Annotated in this window: 11 protein-coding genes and 6 pseudogenes; 13 read left to right on the plus strand and 4 right to left on the minus strand. The window is 70.9% G+C overall.

The window, feature by feature from the left end; translation table 11 throughout:
• The first annotated feature begins 69 nt into the window (after window positions 1-69).
• From RUMESO_RS05750 to RUMESO_RS05805, 12 genes and pseudogenes are all read left to right on the plus strand, one after another.
• A pseudogene (locus tag RUMESO_RS05750) lies at window positions 70-2355 on the plus strand (bifunctional salicylyl-CoA 5-hydroxylase/oxidoreductase).
• A complete protein-coding gene (locus RUMESO_RS05755; protein ID WP_037278788.1) occupies window positions 2352-3089 on the plus strand; it encodes an SDR family NAD(P)-dependent oxidoreductase in 738 nt (245 codons plus the stop codon). The pseudogene RUMESO_RS05750 and the gene RUMESO_RS05755 overlap by 4 nt, the downstream one beginning before the upstream one ends.
• Window positions 3090-3170: 81 nt before the next feature.
• Window positions 3171-3590, plus strand: a complete 420-nt coding sequence (locus RUMESO_RS05760) for a MarR family winged helix-turn-helix transcriptional regulator (RefSeq protein ID WP_342670727.1) — start codon at window positions 3171-3173, stop codon at window positions 3588-3590.
• Window positions 3520-4322, plus strand: a pseudogene (locus tag RUMESO_RS05765) (enoyl-CoA hydratase family protein). Before RUMESO_RS05760 ends, RUMESO_RS05765 begins: the two are co-directional and overlap by 71 nt.
• Window positions 4322-5451, plus strand: a pseudogene (locus RUMESO_RS05770) (acyl-CoA dehydrogenase family protein). Before RUMESO_RS05765 ends, RUMESO_RS05770 begins: the two co-directional pseudogenes overlap by 1 nt.
• Window positions 5448-5870, plus strand: a complete 423-nt coding sequence (locus RUMESO_RS05775; RefSeq protein WP_037278789.1) for an acyl-CoA thioesterase — start codon at window positions 5448-5450, stop codon at window positions 5868-5870. The pseudogene RUMESO_RS05770 and the gene RUMESO_RS05775 overlap by 4 nt, the downstream one beginning before the upstream one ends.
• Entirely contained in the window at window positions 5857-6267 is a 411-nt protein-coding gene (locus tag RUMESO_RS05780) for a RidA family protein (RefSeq protein ID WP_037278790.1), read from the plus strand. The genes RUMESO_RS05775 and RUMESO_RS05780 overlap by 14 nt, the downstream gene beginning before the upstream one ends.
• Window positions 6264-7909 (plus strand): annotated as a pseudogene (locus RUMESO_RS05785) (benzoate-CoA ligase family protein). The gene RUMESO_RS05780 and the pseudogene RUMESO_RS05785 overlap by 4 nt, the downstream one beginning before the upstream one ends.
• Window positions 7906-8738, plus strand: a pseudogene (kynA, locus tag RUMESO_RS05790) (tryptophan 2,3-dioxygenase). The pseudogenes RUMESO_RS05785 and kynA overlap by 4 nt, the downstream one beginning before the upstream one ends.
• 285 nt (window positions 8739-9023) lie before the next feature.
• On the plus strand, window positions 9024-9827 hold the full coding sequence (locus tag RUMESO_RS05795) for an ABC transporter substrate-binding protein (protein WP_037278791.1): 804 nt from the start codon (window positions 9024-9026) through the stop codon (window positions 9825-9827).
• Window positions 9828-9891: 64 nt separating this feature from the next.
• Complete coding sequence (locus RUMESO_RS05800) at window positions 9892-10566, plus strand: amino acid ABC transporter permease (RefSeq protein WP_037278792.1); 675 nt, start codon at window positions 9892-9894, stop codon at window positions 10564-10566.
• A gap of 130 nt (window positions 10567-10696) precedes the next feature.
• Window positions 10697-11704, plus strand: coding sequence for an aminotransferase class V-fold PLP-dependent enzyme (locus RUMESO_RS05805; RefSeq protein WP_245639164.1), 1008 nt, complete (start codon window positions 10697-10699; stop codon window positions 11702-11704).
• A gap of 88 nt (window positions 11705-11792) precedes the next feature.
• Here RUMESO_RS05805 and RUMESO_RS05810 read toward each other — a convergent pair whose 3' ends face one another.
• The 4 genes and pseudogenes from RUMESO_RS05810 to RUMESO_RS05825 all read right to left on the minus strand — a co-directional run bounded on the left by RUMESO_RS05810 (window position 11793) and on the right by RUMESO_RS05825 (window position 17079).
• A complete protein-coding gene (locus RUMESO_RS05810; RefSeq protein ID WP_342670725.1) occupies window positions 11793-13229 on the minus strand; it encodes an indolepyruvate oxidoreductase subunit beta family protein in 1437 nt (478 codons plus the stop codon).
• Between the two features lie 88 nt (window positions 13230-13317).
• Window positions 13318-15465: pseudogene (locus tag RUMESO_RS05815) on the minus strand (thiamine pyrophosphate-dependent enzyme).
• A 42-nt stretch (window positions 15466-15507) separates the two neighbouring features.
• Window positions 15508-16263 carry a cyclase family protein gene (locus RUMESO_RS05820; protein WP_425414874.1) on the minus strand — a complete coding sequence of 252 codons (756 nt, stop codon included), beginning with the start codon at window positions 16261-16263 and terminating at the stop codon, window positions 15508-15510.
• 120 nt (window positions 16264-16383) lie between these two features.
• Entirely contained in the window at window positions 16384-17079 is a 696-nt protein-coding gene (locus RUMESO_RS05825; protein WP_037278794.1) for a CDP-alcohol phosphatidyltransferase family protein, read from the minus strand.
• Between the two features lie 131 nt (window positions 17080-17210).
• Between RUMESO_RS05825 and RUMESO_RS05830 the strand changes: the two genes are divergently transcribed.
• Window positions 17211-17615 (plus strand): YybH family protein, encoded by a 405-nt coding sequence (locus RUMESO_RS05830; protein ID WP_037278795.1) that lies wholly within the window; start codon window positions 17211-17213, stop codon window positions 17613-17615.
• Window positions 17616-17973 lie beyond the last annotated feature (358 nt).

Below are 17973 nucleotides of genomic sequence, written 5' to 3' on the forward strand. Positions count from 1 at the left end.
CTGAAATTTCAAGCTTGAAATACCCACGCGCCGTGGCATCCTCCCCTCACCCCACAGGGAGGGACGCCCATGAAGATCCTCTGCCTCGGCGGCGGCCCTGCGGGTCTCTACTTCGCCCTGTCCATGAAGCTCCGCGACCCCTCGCACGAGGTGACCGTGCTAGAGCGCAACCGCGAGGGCGACACCTTCGGCTGGGGCGTGGTCCTCTCCGACGACGCCCTCTCGCGGATGCAGAGGAACGACCCCCTCAGCACCCAGGCGATCCGCAACCGCTTCGCCTACTGGGACGACATCGCCGTGATCCACAAGGGCACCCGCACCGTCTCGGGCGGCCACGGCTTCGCCGGCATCGGCCGCCGCGTGCTCCTCAACCTCCTGCAGGACCGCGCCCGCGAGCTGGGCGTCGAGCTGCGCTACGAGGCCGAGTTCCAGTCCGCCGAGTCCTACCGCCCCGACTACGACCTGATCGTCGGCGCCGACGGCATCAACTCCCGCGTCCGCGCCGAATACGCCGAGGTGTTCCGCCCCGACATCGACCTGCGCGTCTGCAAGTTCGTCTGGCTCGGCACGAACCAGACCTTCGCCAACGCCTTCACCTTCCTCTTCGAGCACACCGAGCACGGCTGGGTCTGGGCCCACGCCTACCAGTTCGACAAGGACACCGCGACCTTCATCGTCGAATGCCGCCCCGAGACCTGGGCCCGCTGGGGCTTCGACCACATGACCAAAGAGGAGACCGTCGCCACCTGCGAGCGCATCTTCGCGAAGCACCTGGGCGGCCACTCCCTCATGTCCAACGCCGCCCACCTGCGCGGCTCGGCGATCTGGCAGCAGTTCCCCGCGTGATCTGCGAACGGTGGTATCACGGCAACGTCGTCCTGATGGGCGACGCCGCTGCGACCGGGCACTTCTCCATCGGCTCGGGCACCCGCCTCGCCATCGACAGCGCCATCGCGCTCGCCGACTACCTGCACTCCGAACCTTCGATGGAGGACGCCTTCCGCCGCTACCAGGAGGAGCGGCGCGTCGAGGTCCTCCGCCTCCAATCCGCCGCCCGCAATTCGCTGGAATGGTTCGAGGAGGTCGAGCGCTACCTCGACATGCCCCCGTCCAGTTCGCCTACTCGCTCCTGACCCGCTCGCAGCGCATCTCCCACGAGAACCTCCGCCTGCGCGACCCCGACTGGCTGCGCGAGGCCGAGGCCTGGTTCCAGCGCCAGGCGGGCGGGCAGGACGTGCGCGCGCCCCTGTTCGCGCCCTTCACCTTGCGCGACATGAGGCTCAGGAACCGTGTCGTCGTCGCCCCCATGGCCCAATACAAGGCCGTGGACGGGTGCCCGACCGACTGGCACTTCGTCCACTACGCCGAGCGCGCCAAGGGCGGCGCCGGCCTCGTCTACACCGAGATGGCCTGCGTCTCCCCCGAGGGCCGCATCACCCCCGGCTGCCCCGGCACCTATGCGCCGGAGCACGAGGCCGAATGGACACGCCTCGTCGACTTCGTCCATCGGGAGACCGAGGCGAAGATATGCCTCCAGCTCGGCCATTCCGGTCGCAAGGGCTCCGTCCAGGTCCCCTGGGAGGACGACGAGATGCCCCTCCCCTCGGGCAACTGGCAGACGCTCGCCCCCTCCCCGATCCCCTGGTCCCCGCGCCATCAGACCCCGAAGGAGATGGACCGCGCCGACATGGACCATGGTGCGCGACCCAGTTCGTCGCCGCCGTCCAGATGGCCGATCGCGCCGGCTACGACATGGTCGAGCTCCACGCCGCCCACGGCTATCTCATCTCCTCCTTCATCAGCCCGCTCTCCAACCAGCGTACCGACGACTACGGCGGGTCGCTGGCGAACCGGATGCGCTACCCCCTCGAAGTCTCCCGCGCCATGCGCGCCGCCTGGCCCGCCGAAAGGCCCATGTCCGTCCGCATCTCCGCCACCGACTGGGTGGGCGAGGCCGGCGTCACTCCGCAGGAAGCCGTGGACATCGCCCGGATGTTCCGCGAGGCCGGCGCCGACATCATCGACGTCTCCGCCGGCCAGACCTCGACCGAGGCGCGTCCCGTCTACGGCCGGATGTTCCAGACCCCCCTCTCCGACCGCATCCGCAACGAGGCCGGGCTGGCGACGATGGCCGTCGGCAACATCACCGACTTCGACCAGGTGAACAGCATCCTCATGGCCGGCCGCGCCGACCTCGTCTGCCTCGCCCGCCCCCATCTCGCCGACCCCTACTGGACGCTCCACGCCGCCGTGGCGCTGGGCGACGAGGCCACCGAATGGCCCAAGCCCTACCTGCGCGGCCGCGACCAGGCCCGCCGCCTCCGCGATCGCGCACAGGAGGCGCTCCGGGCATGACCCTCGCGGGCAAGCGCGTGCTGGTGACGGGTGGGGGCACCGGTCTCGGCCGCGACCTCGCGCGCGGCTTCGCGGAGGCCGGCGCCGAGGTCGTCATCGCGGGCCGCACGCGCGAGCCCCTCGAACGCACCGCCGAACAGACCGGCGCCCGCTGGCACCAAGCGGACGTGACCGACCCGGCCCAGGTAGCCGCCCTCTTCGATGCCGCCGGCCCCTGCGACATCGTCCTCGCCAACGCCGGGATGGGCGAGAGCGCTCCCTTCCTCAAGGTCACCCTCGACGACTGGCAGCGCACCCTCGCCGTCAACCTCACCGGCACCTTCCTGACCTTCCAGGAGGGGCTCCGCCGCATGACCGCCTGGGGCCGCCTGATCGCCGTCGCCTCCACGGCGGGCCTGCGCGGCGGCCCCTACATCGCCCCCTACGCCGCCGCCAAGCACGGTGTCGTGGGCCTCGTCCGCTCCCTAGCCCTCGAGGTCGCGCGCAGGGGCATCACCGTCAACGCCCTCTGCCCCGGCTTCCTCGACACCGAGATGACGGACCGCACCGTCGCCAACATCGCCGCCCACACCGGACGCACCGAACCCGAGGCCCGCGCGACCCTCGCCGCCATGAACCCCCAGAACCGCCTGATCCGGCCCGAGGAGGTCACCGCCGCCGCCCTCTGGCTCTGCGGCCCCGGCTCGGACGCCGTCAACGGCCAAGCCATCGCGATCGACGGAGGCGCCCCATGACCCTCGCCAAGCGTCCGCCTCCGCGCCTGGGTTCGCCTCCTGGGCGTCACCCGCCGCACCGAGTCCACCCTGCGCGAGGTCCTGCGCGCCCACGGCACGACCCTCCCCCGCTTCGACGTGATGGCCGCCCTCCACCGCAAGCCGCAGGGCGTCACCATGTCCGAGCTCTCCCGGATGCTCCTCGTCTCGAACGGCAACGCCACCGCCGTGGTGGACCGCCTCGAACAGGACGGCCTCGTCCGCCGCACCCCCTCGGACACCGACCGCCGCACCGTCTTCGTCGCCCTCACCGCCGAGGGCCTCACCCTCTTCGAGCGCCTCGCCGCCGAGCACGAATCCGAGGTGGACCGCCTCCTCTCCGGCCTCAGCGAATCCGACCTCGACGCCCTCCTCCCCCTCCTCAAGCGCATGGGACCCCGCGATGACCCCGATGGCCGAATGGCATCCGCGCCACTTCTCGTGGAAGCTCCGGGACCGCGTCGCCACGATCCGGCTCCATAACCCGGCGCGGAAGAACCCGCTCACCTTCGACAGCTACGCCGAGCTGCGCGACACCTTCCGCGCGCTGGCCGAGGCCCCCGACGTGGACGTGGTGGTCTTCGGCTCGCACGGGGCAACTTCTGCTCGGGCGGCGACGTGCACGACATCATCGGGCCGCTGATCGGGCGGCCGATGAAAGACCTCCTCGCCTTCACGCGCCTGACCGGGGACCTCGTCAAGGCGATGCTCTCCTGCGGCAAGCCGGTGATCGCCGCCGTGGACGGGGTCGCGGTCGGCGCGGGCGCGATCCTCGCCATGGCCGCCGACCTCCGCCTCGCCACGCCCGAGGCGCGCTGCGCCTTCCTCTTCACCCGCGTGGGCCTCGCGGGCTGCGACATGGGCGCCTGCGCCATGCTCCCCCGCATCATCGGCCAGGGCCGCGCGGCGGAACTGCTCTACACGGGCCGCACCATGACCGCGCAGGAGGGCCTGTCCTGGGGCTTCTGGAACGCCCTCCACCCCGCCGACCACCTCGACGAGGAGGCCCGCGCGCTGGCCCAGCGCCTCGCCAGCGGCCCCACCTTCGCCCATTCCATGACCAAGACCCAGCTCAACCAGGAATGGTCCATGGGCCTCATGGAGGCCATCGAATCCGAGGCCCAAGCCCAGGCGATCTGCATGGCCACCCGCGACTTCGAGCGCGCCTACCGCGCCTTCGCGGCCCGCGAGAAGCCGGCGTTCGAGGGGAACTGATGGCGGACCGGACCTTCCTCGCCTGGCCCTTCTTCGAGCCCCGCCACCGGGAATTCGCGGAGTCGCTCGACGCCTGGTGTGCCGCGAACCTCCCCGTCGACCATACGGACGTGGACACCGCCTGCCGCACCCTCGTCCGCAAGCTCGGCGAAGCTGGCTGGCTCCGCCCCACCGGCTCGGACGCGGGCGAGCGCCTCGACATCCGCACCCTCTGCCTCGCCCGCGAGACGCTGGCCCGCCACGACCCCCTCGCCGACTTCGCCTTCGCCATGCAGGGCCTCGGCATGGGCGCCATCACCCTCTTCGGCACGCCGCATCAACGCGAGTGGCTCGCCAAGACGCGCAGCGGCAAGGCCATAGCCGCCTTCGCCCTGACCGAGCCCGCCTCCGGCTCCGACGTCGCCGCGACCTCCACCACTGCCCAGCGCACGAACGACGGTTGGCTCCTGAACGGCGAAAAGACCTGGATCTCCAACGGCGGGATCGCCCAGCTCTACGTCCTCTTCGCCCGCACCGGAGAGGCTCCGGGCGCGAAGGGCCTCTCCGCCTTCCTCCTCCCCGCCGACACTCCGGGTCTGACAGTGGAGGAACGCCTCGACACCCTCGCCCCCACCCCCTCGCGCGCCTGCGCCTCCACGACCTCCACCTCCCCGAAGATGCGCTGATTGGCACCCCCGGGGAAGGGTTCAAGATCGCCATGACCGTCCTCGACCACTTCCGCCCCACGGTCGCCGCCGCCGCCCTGGGCCTCGCCCGCCGCGCCTTGGACGAGAGCCTCACCCGCACGCGCACCCGCACGGTCCAGGGCGCGCCCCTTGCCGACCTCCAGATGGTCCAGGGCCACCTCGCCGACATGGCGCTCGACATCGACGCGGCGGCCCTCCTCACCTACCGCGCCGCCTGGGCCAAGGATCAGGGCGCCCCCCGCATCACTCGCGAGGCCGCCATGGCCAAGCTCCACGCCACCGAGGCCGCTCAACGCGTCATCGACCAGGCCGTCCAGCTTCACGGCGGCGACGGCGTCCGCCGGGGCTCGGTGGTCGAGTCCCTCTACCGCGACATCCGCGCCCTTCGCATCTACGAAGGCGCCTCCGACGTGCAGCGCGTCGTCATCGCGAGGTCCCTATGATCTACCGCCGCAAGGTTCCCATCGAGTTCAACCACTGCGACCCGGCGGGGATCGTCTTCTACCCCCGCTACTTCGAGATGACCAACTCCATGGTCGAGAACTTCTTCCGCGAGGTGATGGACTACCCCTTCGCCCGCATGATGTCCGAGGGCGTGGGCACCCCCACCGTCAAGATCGAGATGGAGTTCCGCGCCCCCTCGCGCCTGGGCGAGGTCCTCGACTGGGCCCTGATCGTCCGCCGCATCGGCCGCACCTCCGCCAGGCTCCGCGTCAGCGCCCACGGCGGCACCGAGCTCCGCCTCAACGGCGACCTCACCCTCGTCTTCGCCTCCCTCACCGGCAAGGCCCTGCCCTGGCCCGATTCCATCTGGTCCCGCCTCGAGACCATCCGCCAGCGAGAGCCCAATGAGCCCGCATGAGTTCCTCCACCCCTCCCACTGGAAGCCCGCGCGCGGCTATGCCAACGGCATCATGGCCGAAGGCCGCCTGATCCTGACCGGCGGCCTCATCGGCTGGAACGCCGACCAGCAGTTCGAATCCGACGACTTCGCCGCCCAGGCCGCCCAGACCCTGCGCAACATCGTCGAGGTCCTCGCCTGCGCCGGCGCAAAGCCGGAACACCTCGTGCGCCTCACATGGTACGTCACCGACAAACGCGAATACCTGGCAAGCCTCCCGACCCTCGGCACCGCCTACCGCGAGATCATCGGCCGCCACTACCCGGCCATGGCGCTCCTGCAGGTCGCCGCGCTCGTCGAGGACCGCGCCAAGGTCGAGATCGAAGCCACCGCCGTGCTGCCGAAGGAGGGACCATGACCACCCAGACCATCGCCCGCCCCGCCGCCCTCGCGCTCGGCCCCAGCGGCCACGCGGACCCCTTCACCCGCGACCGCCTGCCGCCGCCCGACCAGTGGCCCGAGATCACGGCCACCGACTATCCCGAATGGCTCAACGCCGCCGTCGAGCTCACCGACCGCATGGTCGAGCGCGGCCACGGCGACCGCACCGCCCTCATCGGCAACGGCCGCAGCCGCACCTACAAGGAGCTGACCGACTGGTCGAACCGCCTCGCCCACGCCCTCGTCGAGGACTACGGCGTCAGGCCCGGCCACCGCGTCCTGATCCGCTCGGCCAACAACCCGGCCATGGTCGCCTGCTGGCTCGCCGCCACCAAGGCTGGGGCGGTGGTCGTCAACACCATGCCCATGCTCCGCCCCGCCGAGCTCACCAGGATCGTGGACAAGGCCGAGATCGCCCTCGCCCTCTGCGACACCCGGCTGATGGAGGACATGGTCGCCTGCGCCAAGGACTCGCACTTCCTCACGACGGTCGTCGGCTTCGACGGCACCGCCAACCACGACGCCGAGCTCGACCGCGCCGCGCTCCAGAAGCCCGTGAGGTTCGACCCGCCCCCCGTGGGCCGGGACGACGTGGCCCTCCTCGCCTTCACCTCCGGCACCACCGGAGAGCCCAAGGCCACGATGCACTTCCACCGCGACCTCCTCGCCATCGCCGACGGCTACGCGCGCGAGGTCCTGGGCGTCACCCCCGACGACGTGTTCGTTGGCTCCCCGCCCCTCGCCTTCACCTTCGGCCTCGGCGGCCTCGCCATCTTCCCGCTCCGCTTCGGCGCGGCGGCGGCGCTGCTGGAACAGGCCACGCCCCCCAACATGATCGACATCATCCAGCAGCACCGCGCCACGGTCTGCTTCACCGCCCCCACCGCCTACCGCGTGATGCTCAAGGCCATGGCCGAGGGCGCGGACCTGTCCTCCCTCCGCGCTGCCGTCTCCGCCGGCGAGACCCTCCCCGGCCCGGTCTACGAGGAATGGATCGCCCGCACCGGCAAGCCCATCCTCGACGGGATCGGCGCGACCGAGATGCTGCACATCTTCGTCACCAACCGCTTCGACGACCACCGCGCGGGCTCCACCGGCCGCCCCGTCGGGGGCTACGAGGCCAGGATCGTGGACGACCAGATGAACGAGCTCCCCCGGGGCGAGATCGGTCGCCTCGCCGTCCGCGGCCCGACGGGGTGCCGCTACATGGACGACCCGCGCCAGACCAACTACGTGCAGGACGGCTGGAACATCACCGGCGACAGCTTCGTGCAGGACGAGGAGGGGCGCTTCCACTTCGCCGCCCGCTCGGACGACATGATCGTCTCCTCCGGCTACAACATCGCGGGGCCGGAGGTGGAGGCCGCCCTCCTCTCCCACGCCGCCGTCCTCGAATGCGCCGTCATCGGCCGCGAGGACGAGGAGCGCGGCCAGATCGTCGAGGCGCACGTCGTCCTCGCGGAAGGCGCCCAGGGCGACCCGCTCCTCGCCAAGCTTCTCCAGGACCACGTCAAGTCCGTCATCGCCCCTACAAGTATCCCCGCCGCGTGGTCTTCTGCGAGGCGCTCCCCAAGACCGCCACCGGCAAGATCCAGCGCTTCCGCCTGAGGCAGCCATGAGCGACTACGACCCCGCCGAGGAAGGCGCCCACACCGACTTCGCCGGCCGCATGGCCTATGGCGACTACCTCCGCCTCGACCGCATCCTCGGCGCGCAGAAGCCGCTGACCGACGCCCATGACGAGATGCTCTTCGTCATCCAGCACCAGGTCTCCGAGCTCTGGATGCGCCTCGCCATCCACGAGATCGCCGCCGCCCGCCGCTCCCTCGCCCAGGACCGCGCCGAGCCCGCGCTCAAGATGCTCGCCCGCGTCTCCCGCATCTTCGAGCAACTGAACAACGCCTGGGACGTCCTGCGGACCATGACCCCCAGCGAATACACCCGCTTCCGGTCCCAGCTCGGCCAGTCCTCGGGCTTCCAGTCGCTGCAATACCGGCAGATCGAATACATGCTCGGCAACCGCAACGCCGCGATGCTGCGCCCCCACGCCCACGTCGCCGAATCCTCCGCCAAGCTGGAGGAGGAACTCGCCACCCCCAGCCTCTACGACGAGGCCCTCCGCTTCGCCGACCGCCACGGCGTCCCCATGCCCCCGAGATCCTCGCCCGCGACCTCCGCCAGACCCACCGCTTCGACGAGGGCGTCATGGAAGCCTGGCGCGTGGTCTACGAATCCCCCGACACCCATTGGCGGCTCTACGAGCTGGCCGAGAAGCTGGTGGACTTCGAGGACTACTTCCGCCGCTGGCGCTTCAACCACGTCACCACCGTGGAGCGCGTCATCGGCTTCAAGCGCGGCACCGGCGGCACCGGGGGCGTGAGCTACCTCAAGCGGATGCTGGAGGTGGAGCTGTTCCCGGAACTCTGGAGGGTCCGAACGGTGCTCTGATGCCGCCCGCAGCCCGAACAAACCTCCGTAGGGCGGGGTTCACCCCGCCATGCTTCGCTGGCCACCCTTGCGCCGTTGGCCGAGGTTGCTTGGCGGGGTGAACCCCGCCCTACGAACCCCGCCCCGACCGCATTAACCCCTCGTTAGGAGGACCGAACGCCCCCACCCCCGACGCAACACCCCCTCCGCCGGGTGTATAACCCTAGCTAACCCGCCACGCCCCGTGGCAACGTCGATTCGCACCGCAGGCGCCAGACCGGCGGACCAACCAACGGGAGGACCCACATGACCATCACGAGACGCCTCGCCCTCGGGCTGGGGCTCGCCCTCGCCGCGCTCTCCTCGACCGCCGCCCTCGCGCAGGACGCGCTCCGCGTCGGCGCCTACCCGGCCAACCCGCCCTGGCAGAACCAGAACGCGGACGGCGCCTTCGAGGGCTTCGAGGTCGACATCGTCAACGAGATCGCCAAGCGCATGGGCCGCACCGCCGAGATCCAGCCCTACGACTTCCGCGCCCTCTTCGTCGCCACCGCCTCGGGGCGCGCCGACATGGTCATCTCGTCGCTCACCATCACCGACGAGCGCCTCGAGTCCCAGAGCTTCACGCAGCCCTACGTCGCCGGCGCCCTCGGCATCGGCACCAAGGAGGGCGCGGGCATCTCCTCCCTCGCCGACCTGAACGGCAAGACCGTGGGCGCGATCGCCACCAGCTTCGGCGAGACCTACCTCAAGGACCACCAGTCCGAGGCCAACTACGCCGACCTGAAGAGCTACGACACCGTCGCCAACATGCTGACCGACCTCCAGACGGGCCGCGTGGACGCCGTGGTCAACGACGAGGTGGGCCTGCGCTACGCCTTCCAGCAGATGCAGGGCCTGACCGTCGCCGGCACGATCCAGACGGGCGAGCTCTTCGCGATGATGATGCCCAAGGACAGCCCGCTCCTGGAGCAGGTGAACCAGACCATCTCCGACATGAAGACCGACGGCACCATGGCCGCGCTCTACAAGAAGTGGATGGGCACCGACCCTGCCCCCGACAGCGTGACCGTCACCCCCGGCCCGATCCCGACCTCGGCCGCCGGCTGACCCCCAAGGCCGGGCCCCGCGCCCGGCCCCTTTTCCCCCATCCTGACGGCCCGAGGAGGCGCCGGTGAACGTCATCGACGTCTTCTTCAACGCCGAGGTGCTGGCCCGCGCCATCCCGATGCTGCTGCGCGGCCTCTGGAACACGCTGCTCCTCGGCGTCTCCACGATCCTCCTCGGCACCGCCCTCGGCGTCCTCGTCTGCCTCCTGCGCCTCTACGCCTGGACCCCGCTGCGGGCGCTGGCGGTGCTCTACATCGACGTGATCCGGGCCATGCCCGTCCTCGTCCTCCTGATCCTCGTCTACTTCGCGCTCCCCTTCGCCGGCATCACCCTCGACCCCTTCCCGGCGGCCCTCCTCGCCCTCTCCGCCGCCATGGCCGCCTACACCGCCGAGGTCGTCCGCGCCGGCATCCAGGCGGTCCCCAAGGGCCAGTTCGAGGCCGCGAACGCCCTCGGCGTCCGCTTCGGGACCACCATGCGCAAGGTGATCCTGCCGCAGGCCGCCCGCATCGTGACGCCGCCCCACGTCTCCAACTGCGTCAGCGTCATGAAGGACACCGCCCTCGCCACCGTTGTCACCATGCCCGAGCTCATGCGCCAGGCGCAGGACGCGCAGGCCCTCTTCGCCAACCCCACGCCGCTGATCGGCGCGGCGCTCATCTACGTCATCATCCTCTGGCCCCTCGTCCGCCTCACCGCCTGGCTCGAGGCCCGTTCCCTGCGCGCCCGGACCCACTGAGAGTTCCCATGACCGACGGCTCCGCCTACTTCCTCTACCACTCCATCGGCCAGTATCCGGCCAAGGCGCAGGACCTCGCCGCCGCCATGGCCGAGTTCGCGAACGTCTGGGGCGCCCCGAACGACGCCCAATGGGGCTATGCGCTCGGTCAGCGCGCCGCCTTCCTCGACCGCTGGCGCGCGATCCTGAACGCCTCCGAGGGCAGCGTCACCACCTGCGAGAGCGTGACGCAGGGCTTCCACGCCCTCCTCACCGCCCTTCCCGACAAGTATCTCAAGGGCAAGCGCCTCCTCGTCGCCGCCGACGCCTTCCCCTCGAACCACTTCCTCCTCCAGGGCCTGAGCGACCGCCTGGGCTTTACCCTCGACACCGTCCCCCTCCGCCAGGGCACCCCTGGGTCGAGCCCGAGGATTTCCTCGACCGCTGGACGCCCGAGGTCGGCCTCGCCCTCCTCACCTGGGTCTCCTCCACGAGTTCCCACCGCCTCGACCTCGCCCCCCTCGTCGCACACGGCCGCCAGATGGGCTCCCTGATCGGCGTGGACGTGACCCAGGCGGCAGGCCTCCTCCCCTACGACTGCATGGCTCCCGAGGTGGACTTCACCATCTCCACCAGCCTCAAGTGGATGTGCGGCACCCCCGGCGCGGGCATCCTCCACGTCGCCCCCCGCCTGATCGCCGAGTGCGAGCCCGAATTGCGCGGCTGGTTCAGCCAGGACAACCCCTTCAACTGGGACATCGCCAGGTTCGCCTATGCCCCCGACATCCGCCGCTTCGACTCCGGCACCCCCGGCATCGTCGCGGCCCTGGCGAGCCTCCCCGCCCTCGACTGGCACGCGGCCCAGGACCACGCGGCCCTCCTTGCCCACAACCGCCGCCTGACCCATCGCCTTATCGAGGCCGCCGACGCCCTCGGCCTCGATCTCGCCACCCCGCGCCCCGAGCCCCGCCGCGGCGGCAGCGTCATGCTCCGCCTCCCCCACGAGTATCCGGCCCCCGAGGTGGTCTCGAAGCTCCGCGCCCAGGGCATCACCACCGACCATCGCGGCCAGACCCTCCGCCTCTCCCCCGGCGCCATGACCACCGAAGAGGGCACCGAGCGCCTGATCGAGATCCTGAGCGCGGCGTTGGAGCGCTAGGTCCGATTCGATGCCAACCCCGTAGGGTGCGCTTCAGCACACCATGCGATGGCGGCCGCAGCGGACACGCGGTGCGCTGAAGCGCACCCTACGCCTCCCCCGCGAAGCTCCGCACCGTCCGCAGCGCCTCGTCCAGAGCCTTGCCGCCTTCATCCTTCAGCGCCGCCTCCCGCAGCCGACGGACCCACTCCGCCGCGTCCTCCCGCCCCTCCAGCATCGGCAGCGCCGAAAGCACCCGGTCGAACTTCGACAGTCCCCGCGCATGGGTGTCCGAATACCCCTTGATGAGCCGCCGGCAGCGGATCACCTCCACCGCGACCCCGTAGTCCGCCTGCCCCAGCGCCAGCGCCATCCACCGCGTCCGGTGCTCCCGCTCCCACCGGTCCCGCAGCGTCCGCCGCCGCCGGCCCTTCATCCCGCCCAGCGCGTGCAGCACCAGGAAGCCCACGAGCCCGTCCGTCCTGACCCGCCGCCCCCGCGCGAAAAGCCGCCCGATCCAACGCATCGCCCGGGGGCTCGCCTCGACCCGCGCCCCGACTCGCGCCGGCAGCATCCCCACGACCTCCTCCGCGCGCGGATGCATGAACTCGGTGACGTGCAGCAGCCGCCCGTCCCCCGCCCCCATCTCCCCCTCGATCCGCGCGAACCTCCCACCCCGCGTCTTGAGGTCCGCGACCCGGATCACGTCGTCATAGGCCATCGCGTTGGCGAGGTACTTCGCCGCCTCCTGCGACAGCGCCCACCCGCGCGCCGCGTCGTCCCGCGCCATGACCCGGCCCACGAGGTCCAGATACTCGTCCCCATAGGCCACGTCCTGGAAGTCCACGACCTTCCGCAGCCCCGCCCCGGCCATCTCTACGACCGTCGCGGGCCAGAGCGCCATCCGTCCCCGCAGCCGCTCCCACTCCTCCCGCAGCCACAAAGGCCCATCCACCACCGGAATCACGGCCACTGGCGCCGTCGCCGGGGCGGCCCCCGCCGCCTCGCAGGCGACCCGGAACGCCCCCAGCGACCCCTCGACCCCTTTCCCCCCCGCCCGGATCGCCGCCTCGAAGGCCTCCCGCGGGAACGGCAGCGCCCCTGAGGCCGCCAGCCCCCCGAACAGCGAGGCCGAGATCACCGACCCCTCACGCACCGCGATGGCCTCGAAATCCGCCATGACGACGCGCCGCGCCGCCACCTCCGCCGCCGCGACCACCTCCTCCGAGGACGCGATCCCGTCCCCCGGCACCGTCTTCTCGCTGACGGCCAAGGCCCGGTGCGTGGAGGCCACGAGCACCGTCCGGTCCGGCGTCACGAAGCCCCGCAGGATCGCCCGCCCCGCCTCCATCATCTCGGCCGCGACCAGCACGTCCACGTCCCCCGCCGAGGGCAGCAGCGCGAAGACCGGCTGCCTTCCGGAGTCCGGGCACATCTCCACATAGTAGATCGTGGCCCCTGTCCGCTGCGCCACCCCCGCGACCGAGGTCGCCTGCGCCAGATACCCGTTCGCCCTTGCCAGGTCCTCAATCCACCCGGCGAGCACCCCGCCCCCTGCCCGCCCACCGCCATTACGGCGAGCTTTATCACCCCGCCCGGACGAGCCTCCGACGCCGTCCTGACCTCCTGGACGGTCACGAGACGCCTTCGAAGCTCAGCCGCCGCGCCTGCCTGCGCGACTGGAGCCAACCGATCACCCTGCCCCGCCACGAGGCCACCCGAGCCTCCCAGGGCGTCGGATTATGCACCACGTCCGCCCGATAGAAGCTCGGGCACAGCACGGCGGCATCGGCCACCTCTCCGCAGTTCCCGCAGCCCACGCAGCCCTGGTCGATGCTCGCCACCGGGTCGTCCCGCAGCGGATCGTCCAGCTTCTTCAGCGACAGCGACGGACAGCCCGAGAGCCGGATGCAGGCATGGTCCCCCGTGCAGACCGCCTCGTCCACCCCGAACCGAGGCGCCTCCACCCGCCGCCCCTCCCGGATCGCCTGCGCTCGCTGCGGCCTCTCCCGCCGCTGCTTGTTCAACATGCACTCCGAGGACGCCACGATGACCTTCGGCCCGGCCTCCTTGGTGGTCAGCGCCTCGCGGATCACCGCCCGCATCCGCCCCACGTCATAGGTCCGGTCCACCTGCCGCACCCAGTCGATCCCCACGCCCTTCAGCGCCTTGGCGATCGGATGCCGCGTCATCTTCGTCGGGTTCTCCCCGCGCGAGGACAGGACGTCCTGCCCCCCCGTCGCCGCCGAGTAGAAGTTGTCCACGACGATGGCCACGCCGTCCGACTTGTTGAACGCCATGTTCCCGAAGGACGAGGACAGCCCGTTGTGCCAGAACCCCCCGTCCCCGATGATCGCCACCGGCCGCCGCTCCCCGCCCCCGTCGAAGGCCCCGTTGGCCGCCGGCCCCAGCCCATAGCCCATCGTCGCCCCCCCGATCTCGAAGGGCGGCAGCGAGGCGAACAGGTGGCACCCGATGTCCGCGCTGATCTGGTGCTTCCCCAGCTCCTTCTCGACCAGCTTCATTGCCGCGAAGATCGGCCGCTCCGGGCAGCCCACGCAGAACCCCGGCGGCCGGATCGGCACGGTCCTGGACAGGTCCGGGATCGCGGGCTTCGGCAGGTTCGGCGCCAAGGCGGCCGCCGGCAGCATCCCCGGCGCCGCCTCCCGCAGGAACCGCCCCACGGCGTCGAGCATCACCTGCCCGGTGTACTCCCCCGCCATCGGGAAGATGTCCTTTCCCCGCAGCCGCACCCCACTCCCCGCCCGATACAGGAACGTGGACAACGCCTGCTCGATGAACTCCGGCTGCCCCTCCTCGACCACGAGGATCTCGTCCTTCCCCTCGCAGAACTCCAGGAACTCCGACGCCACCAGCGGATAAGTGACGTTCAGCACGTAGACCGGCACCCGCGTCTCCCCGTAGAGGTCCGCGAGCCCCAGCCGCTCCAGCGCCCGCAGCACCCCGTTCGCGTGCCCCCCTGCACGACGATCCCCACCGGAGCCTCCTTGGGCCCCAGCACCTCGTTCAGCCCCCGCTCCCGAATGAACTTCTCGGCGGCGGGCCAGCGGTTCCTGACCTTGTCCTGCTCATGCGCGAAGGACATCGGCGGCAGCACCACCCGCGCGAAGTCCGAGCGCGGGTTCGACAGCGCCTCCCGCACCGACAGCTCCGGCTGCCGGTTATCCTTCGTCGCGAAGGTCCCCGTCACATGGCACGACCGTATCCGCACCATCAGCATGACCGGCGTGTTGCTGGCCTCCGACAGCTCGAACCCATCCCCCACCGCCTTGACGATGGCCGGCAGGTTCGGCCGGGGATCGAGCAGCCAGAACTGCGACTTCATCGCAAAGGCGTGCGTCCGCTCCTGCATGATCGAGGACCCCTCGCCGTAGTCCTCCCCACGATCACCAGCGCCCCGCCCGTCACGCCCGAGGACGCGAGGTTCGCGAGCGCGTCCGAGGCCACGTTGACCCCCACCGAGCCCTTGAACGTCACCGCCCCCCGGACTCGGCATAGTGGACCGAGGCCGCCAGCATCGCCGCCGCCGCCGCCTCGTTGGCGTTGGCCTCGAACCGCACGCCCAGCTCCGCCAGCAGCTCCTGCGCGTCCGACAGCACGTCCATCAGGTGCGAGATCGGCGCCCCCTGGTAGCCGCCGACATAGCCGACGCCGTTCTCCAGCAGCGCCTTGGTGATCGCGAGGATGCCCTCCCCGGTGAAGGTTTCCCCCTCCCCGAGCCGCAGCTTCGCGATCTCCTCCCGAAACGACCGTTCCGCCATTCGGACCCTCCCTCCCGCCGGACCCTCAGGACGGCCCGCGCGTCACCCGCGCGGCACCAGCGCCAGCGCCCGGATCGGCGACCCCGTCCCGCGCTCGATCTTGAGCGGCGCCGCGATCAGGATGGCCCCCTTGGGCGGCAGCTTGTCGAGATTGGCCAAGGAGGCCAGCCCATACCGCCCCGCCTTGTGCAAGAGGTTGTGAGCCGGGAACGGGGGCGTCATCCCCCCGGCCATCCCCGCATCCGTCCCGATGCACTGGCTCCCCCAGCCCACGATCCCCTTGCCGATCAGGTAATCGATCGCCTCCGCCGTCGGCCCCGGCGTGTGCGGCCCCGTCTCGTCCGCGTTCAGGAACGCCGCCTCGTCGTCCGCGCGCCTGTCCCAGTCGGTCCGCAGCACGACCCACTCGCCCTCGCGGATCTCCCCATGCTCCGCCTCCCAGGCCTTCACATGGTCCACCGTCAGCAAGAAGTCCGGGTCCGCCCCCGCCTCCTTCGAGAAATCCAGCACGTTCACGGGCGCCACCAGCCGCTGCACCGGCAGCGTGTCCGTGTAACCGTCCGGGTAGTCCCGCCCGGTGATCCAGTGATGCGGCGCGTCGAAATGCGTCCCCGAATGCTCCCCGAGCTTGAGCCAGTTCCAGGCCCAGAACGGCCCGTTCCCGTCGTATTCGCTGATCTTGTGGACCTCGACCTTGGGCGTGTCCTTCGCCAGCTCCGGCGGCAGCCGCAGGATCGGCGTCTCCGGCCCCAGCACCCCCGTGCAGTCCACCACCTCGATGCCCCCGGACAGGATCATCGATCCCAGGTCCTCCAGAACGCTCTGGCCCGTCACGCGCGTCTCCCCCTGCGATGCGGCGAGTCTCGCGCCCGCCTCGGGGGTCATGCTAGGCGGCTTCGCTCCCGGGGCAAAGGGGCCTCAGCCCTCCTTGCCGTAGACCACCTGCTGTGCCGCGCCCGCGCCCAGCAGGTAGAAGGACGTGAGCGTCAGCCCCCATTTCACCAGGCCATGGGGATCGAAGTTCTCCCAGGCCGCCCAGGCCGCGAAGACGACCCAGAGCGCCGTCACCGGCTGCGTCACCGCCCGCCACCGCTCGGTCCGCATCGGGTGGACGAACTTCACGGGCAGGAACATGACGATGGCCAGCACCGTCACCAGCACCACGATGACCCAGAAGTTGGGCTCCCAGGCGAAGAGTACCAGCACCACCATGTTCCAGCAGCCCGGGAAGCCCGAGAAGCTGTTGTCCTTGGTCTTCATCCGCGTGTCGGCGAAGTAGAGCGCCGAGGTGAAGGTGATGACGATGATCCCGAACCAGCCGGTCCAGCCGCCCATCAGCCCCGAGTTGAACAGCGCGTAGGCCGGGACGAAGACGTAGGTCAGGTAATCGACCACGAGGTCCATCAGCACCCCGTCGAACACGGGCGCATGGCGCTTGACCTCGTAGCGCCGCGCCAGCGGCCCATCCACCCCGTCCACGACCAGCGCCACGACGAGCCAGAGGAACATCATGTTCCAGTCCCGCTGCACCGCCTCCAGCATCGCGAGCATGGCCCAGACGGCCCCGGTGGCGGTGAGGAGATGGACGGCGAGGGCTTTCTGGGCGTCGGTCATGCGGGCCGTGATGCCGCATCGAGGCGGGCGGGGCAAGCGCGGGCTTGGGTCGGGCCCCGATCCGCGCTCCGCCCTCCCCGGAACCGGGACGGGCAGAGCCGCGTTCGGGCCCGGGCATTCCAGGGGTCGACATGGCCGAGGACTTCGATGGCTTCCTGCAACGCCGCGAGGCAGCGGCGCGCGCCTACACCACCGGCGACCCGGCTCCTCTCCTCGCCATGACCGCCGCCGAGGGCCAGGTCACCTTCCTCGATCCGGGGGGCAACGCCCTCCAGGGCGCCCAGCCCGTGCGGATCAGCTTCGCCGAGGGCTCCGCCATGTTCGGCCCGTCCACGACGACGCGTTTCGAGGTCCTCGACTCCGGAGCCTCGGGCGACCTCGCCTGGTGGACCGGCTTCCAGTTGGCCGAGGCCGAGCTGAAGGGCCAGCCGGGCCACGTCCCCATGCGCCTCCGCATCACCGAGGTGTTCCGGCGCTCCGGCGGGGCCTGGCTCCTCGTCCATCGCCACGCCAGCCAGGCGTCCGAGAGCCGATAGGCTCGGACGGCCGAAGGGTCCCGGCGCATCCGGGCCTCATCCCTCCGGCAACGCGTCCGCCCAGCGCGCCCCTCGACCAGACCCCCCAGGGTGGGGCTCCACTCCGCCCCGCGACGCCAGAGCCAGGCGCAGCCCGTCCGCTCGGCGCAGGATGCCGGCACGCACCGCGCCAATGCCGATTCGCCCCTCCGCGTAGTGGCGTGGGACCCCGCCCCGCAGGGGGACGCAACACCCTCGCCGGCCAACTTCCCTCGCCGGATCAGCGCCTTGCCCCCGGGGTGTTGCGTCGCCCCACCCCCCACCGAACGCCGCGTTTACCGCTCGTTAACCCCGCTCCGGCATCCTGATCCGCATCAGA

Source organism: Rubellimicrobium mesophilum DSM 19309 (assembly GCF_000600335.2).
GTDB lineage: Bacteria > Pseudomonadota > Alphaproteobacteria > Rhodobacterales > Rhodobacteraceae > Rubellimicrobium > Rubellimicrobium mesophilum.

Coding starts and splice junctions, on each gene's coding strand:
- RUMESO_RS05795 (WP_037278791.1), top strand. CDS start 9,024: ATGACCATCACGAGACGCCTCGCCCTCGGGCTGGGGCTCGCCCTCGCC.
- RUMESO_RS05825 (WP_037278794.1), bottom strand. CDS start 17,079: ATGACCGACGCCCAGAAAGCCCTCGCCGTCCATCTCCTCACCGCCACC.
- RUMESO_RS05780 (WP_037278790.1), top strand. CDS start 5,857: ATGAGCCCGCATGAGTTCCTCCACCCCTCCCACTGGAAGCCCGCGCGC.
- RUMESO_RS05820 (WP_425414874.1), bottom strand. CDS start 16,263: ATGATCCTGTCCGGGGGCATCGAGGTGGTGGACTGCACGGGGGTGCTG.
- RUMESO_RS05775 (WP_037278789.1), top strand. CDS start 5,448: ATGATCTACCGCCGCAAGGTTCCCATCGAGTTCAACCACTGCGACCCG.
- RUMESO_RS05830 (WP_037278795.1), top strand. CDS start 17,211: ATGGCCGAGGACTTCGATGGCTTCCTGCAACGCCGCGAGGCAGCGGCG.
- RUMESO_RS05805 (WP_245639164.1), top strand. CDS start 10,697: ATGGGGCTATGCGCTCGGTCAGCGCGCCGCCTTCCTCGACCGCTGGCG.
- RUMESO_RS05755 (WP_037278788.1), top strand. CDS start 2,352: ATGACCCTCGCGGGCAAGCGCGTGCTGGTGACGGGTGGGGGCACCGGT.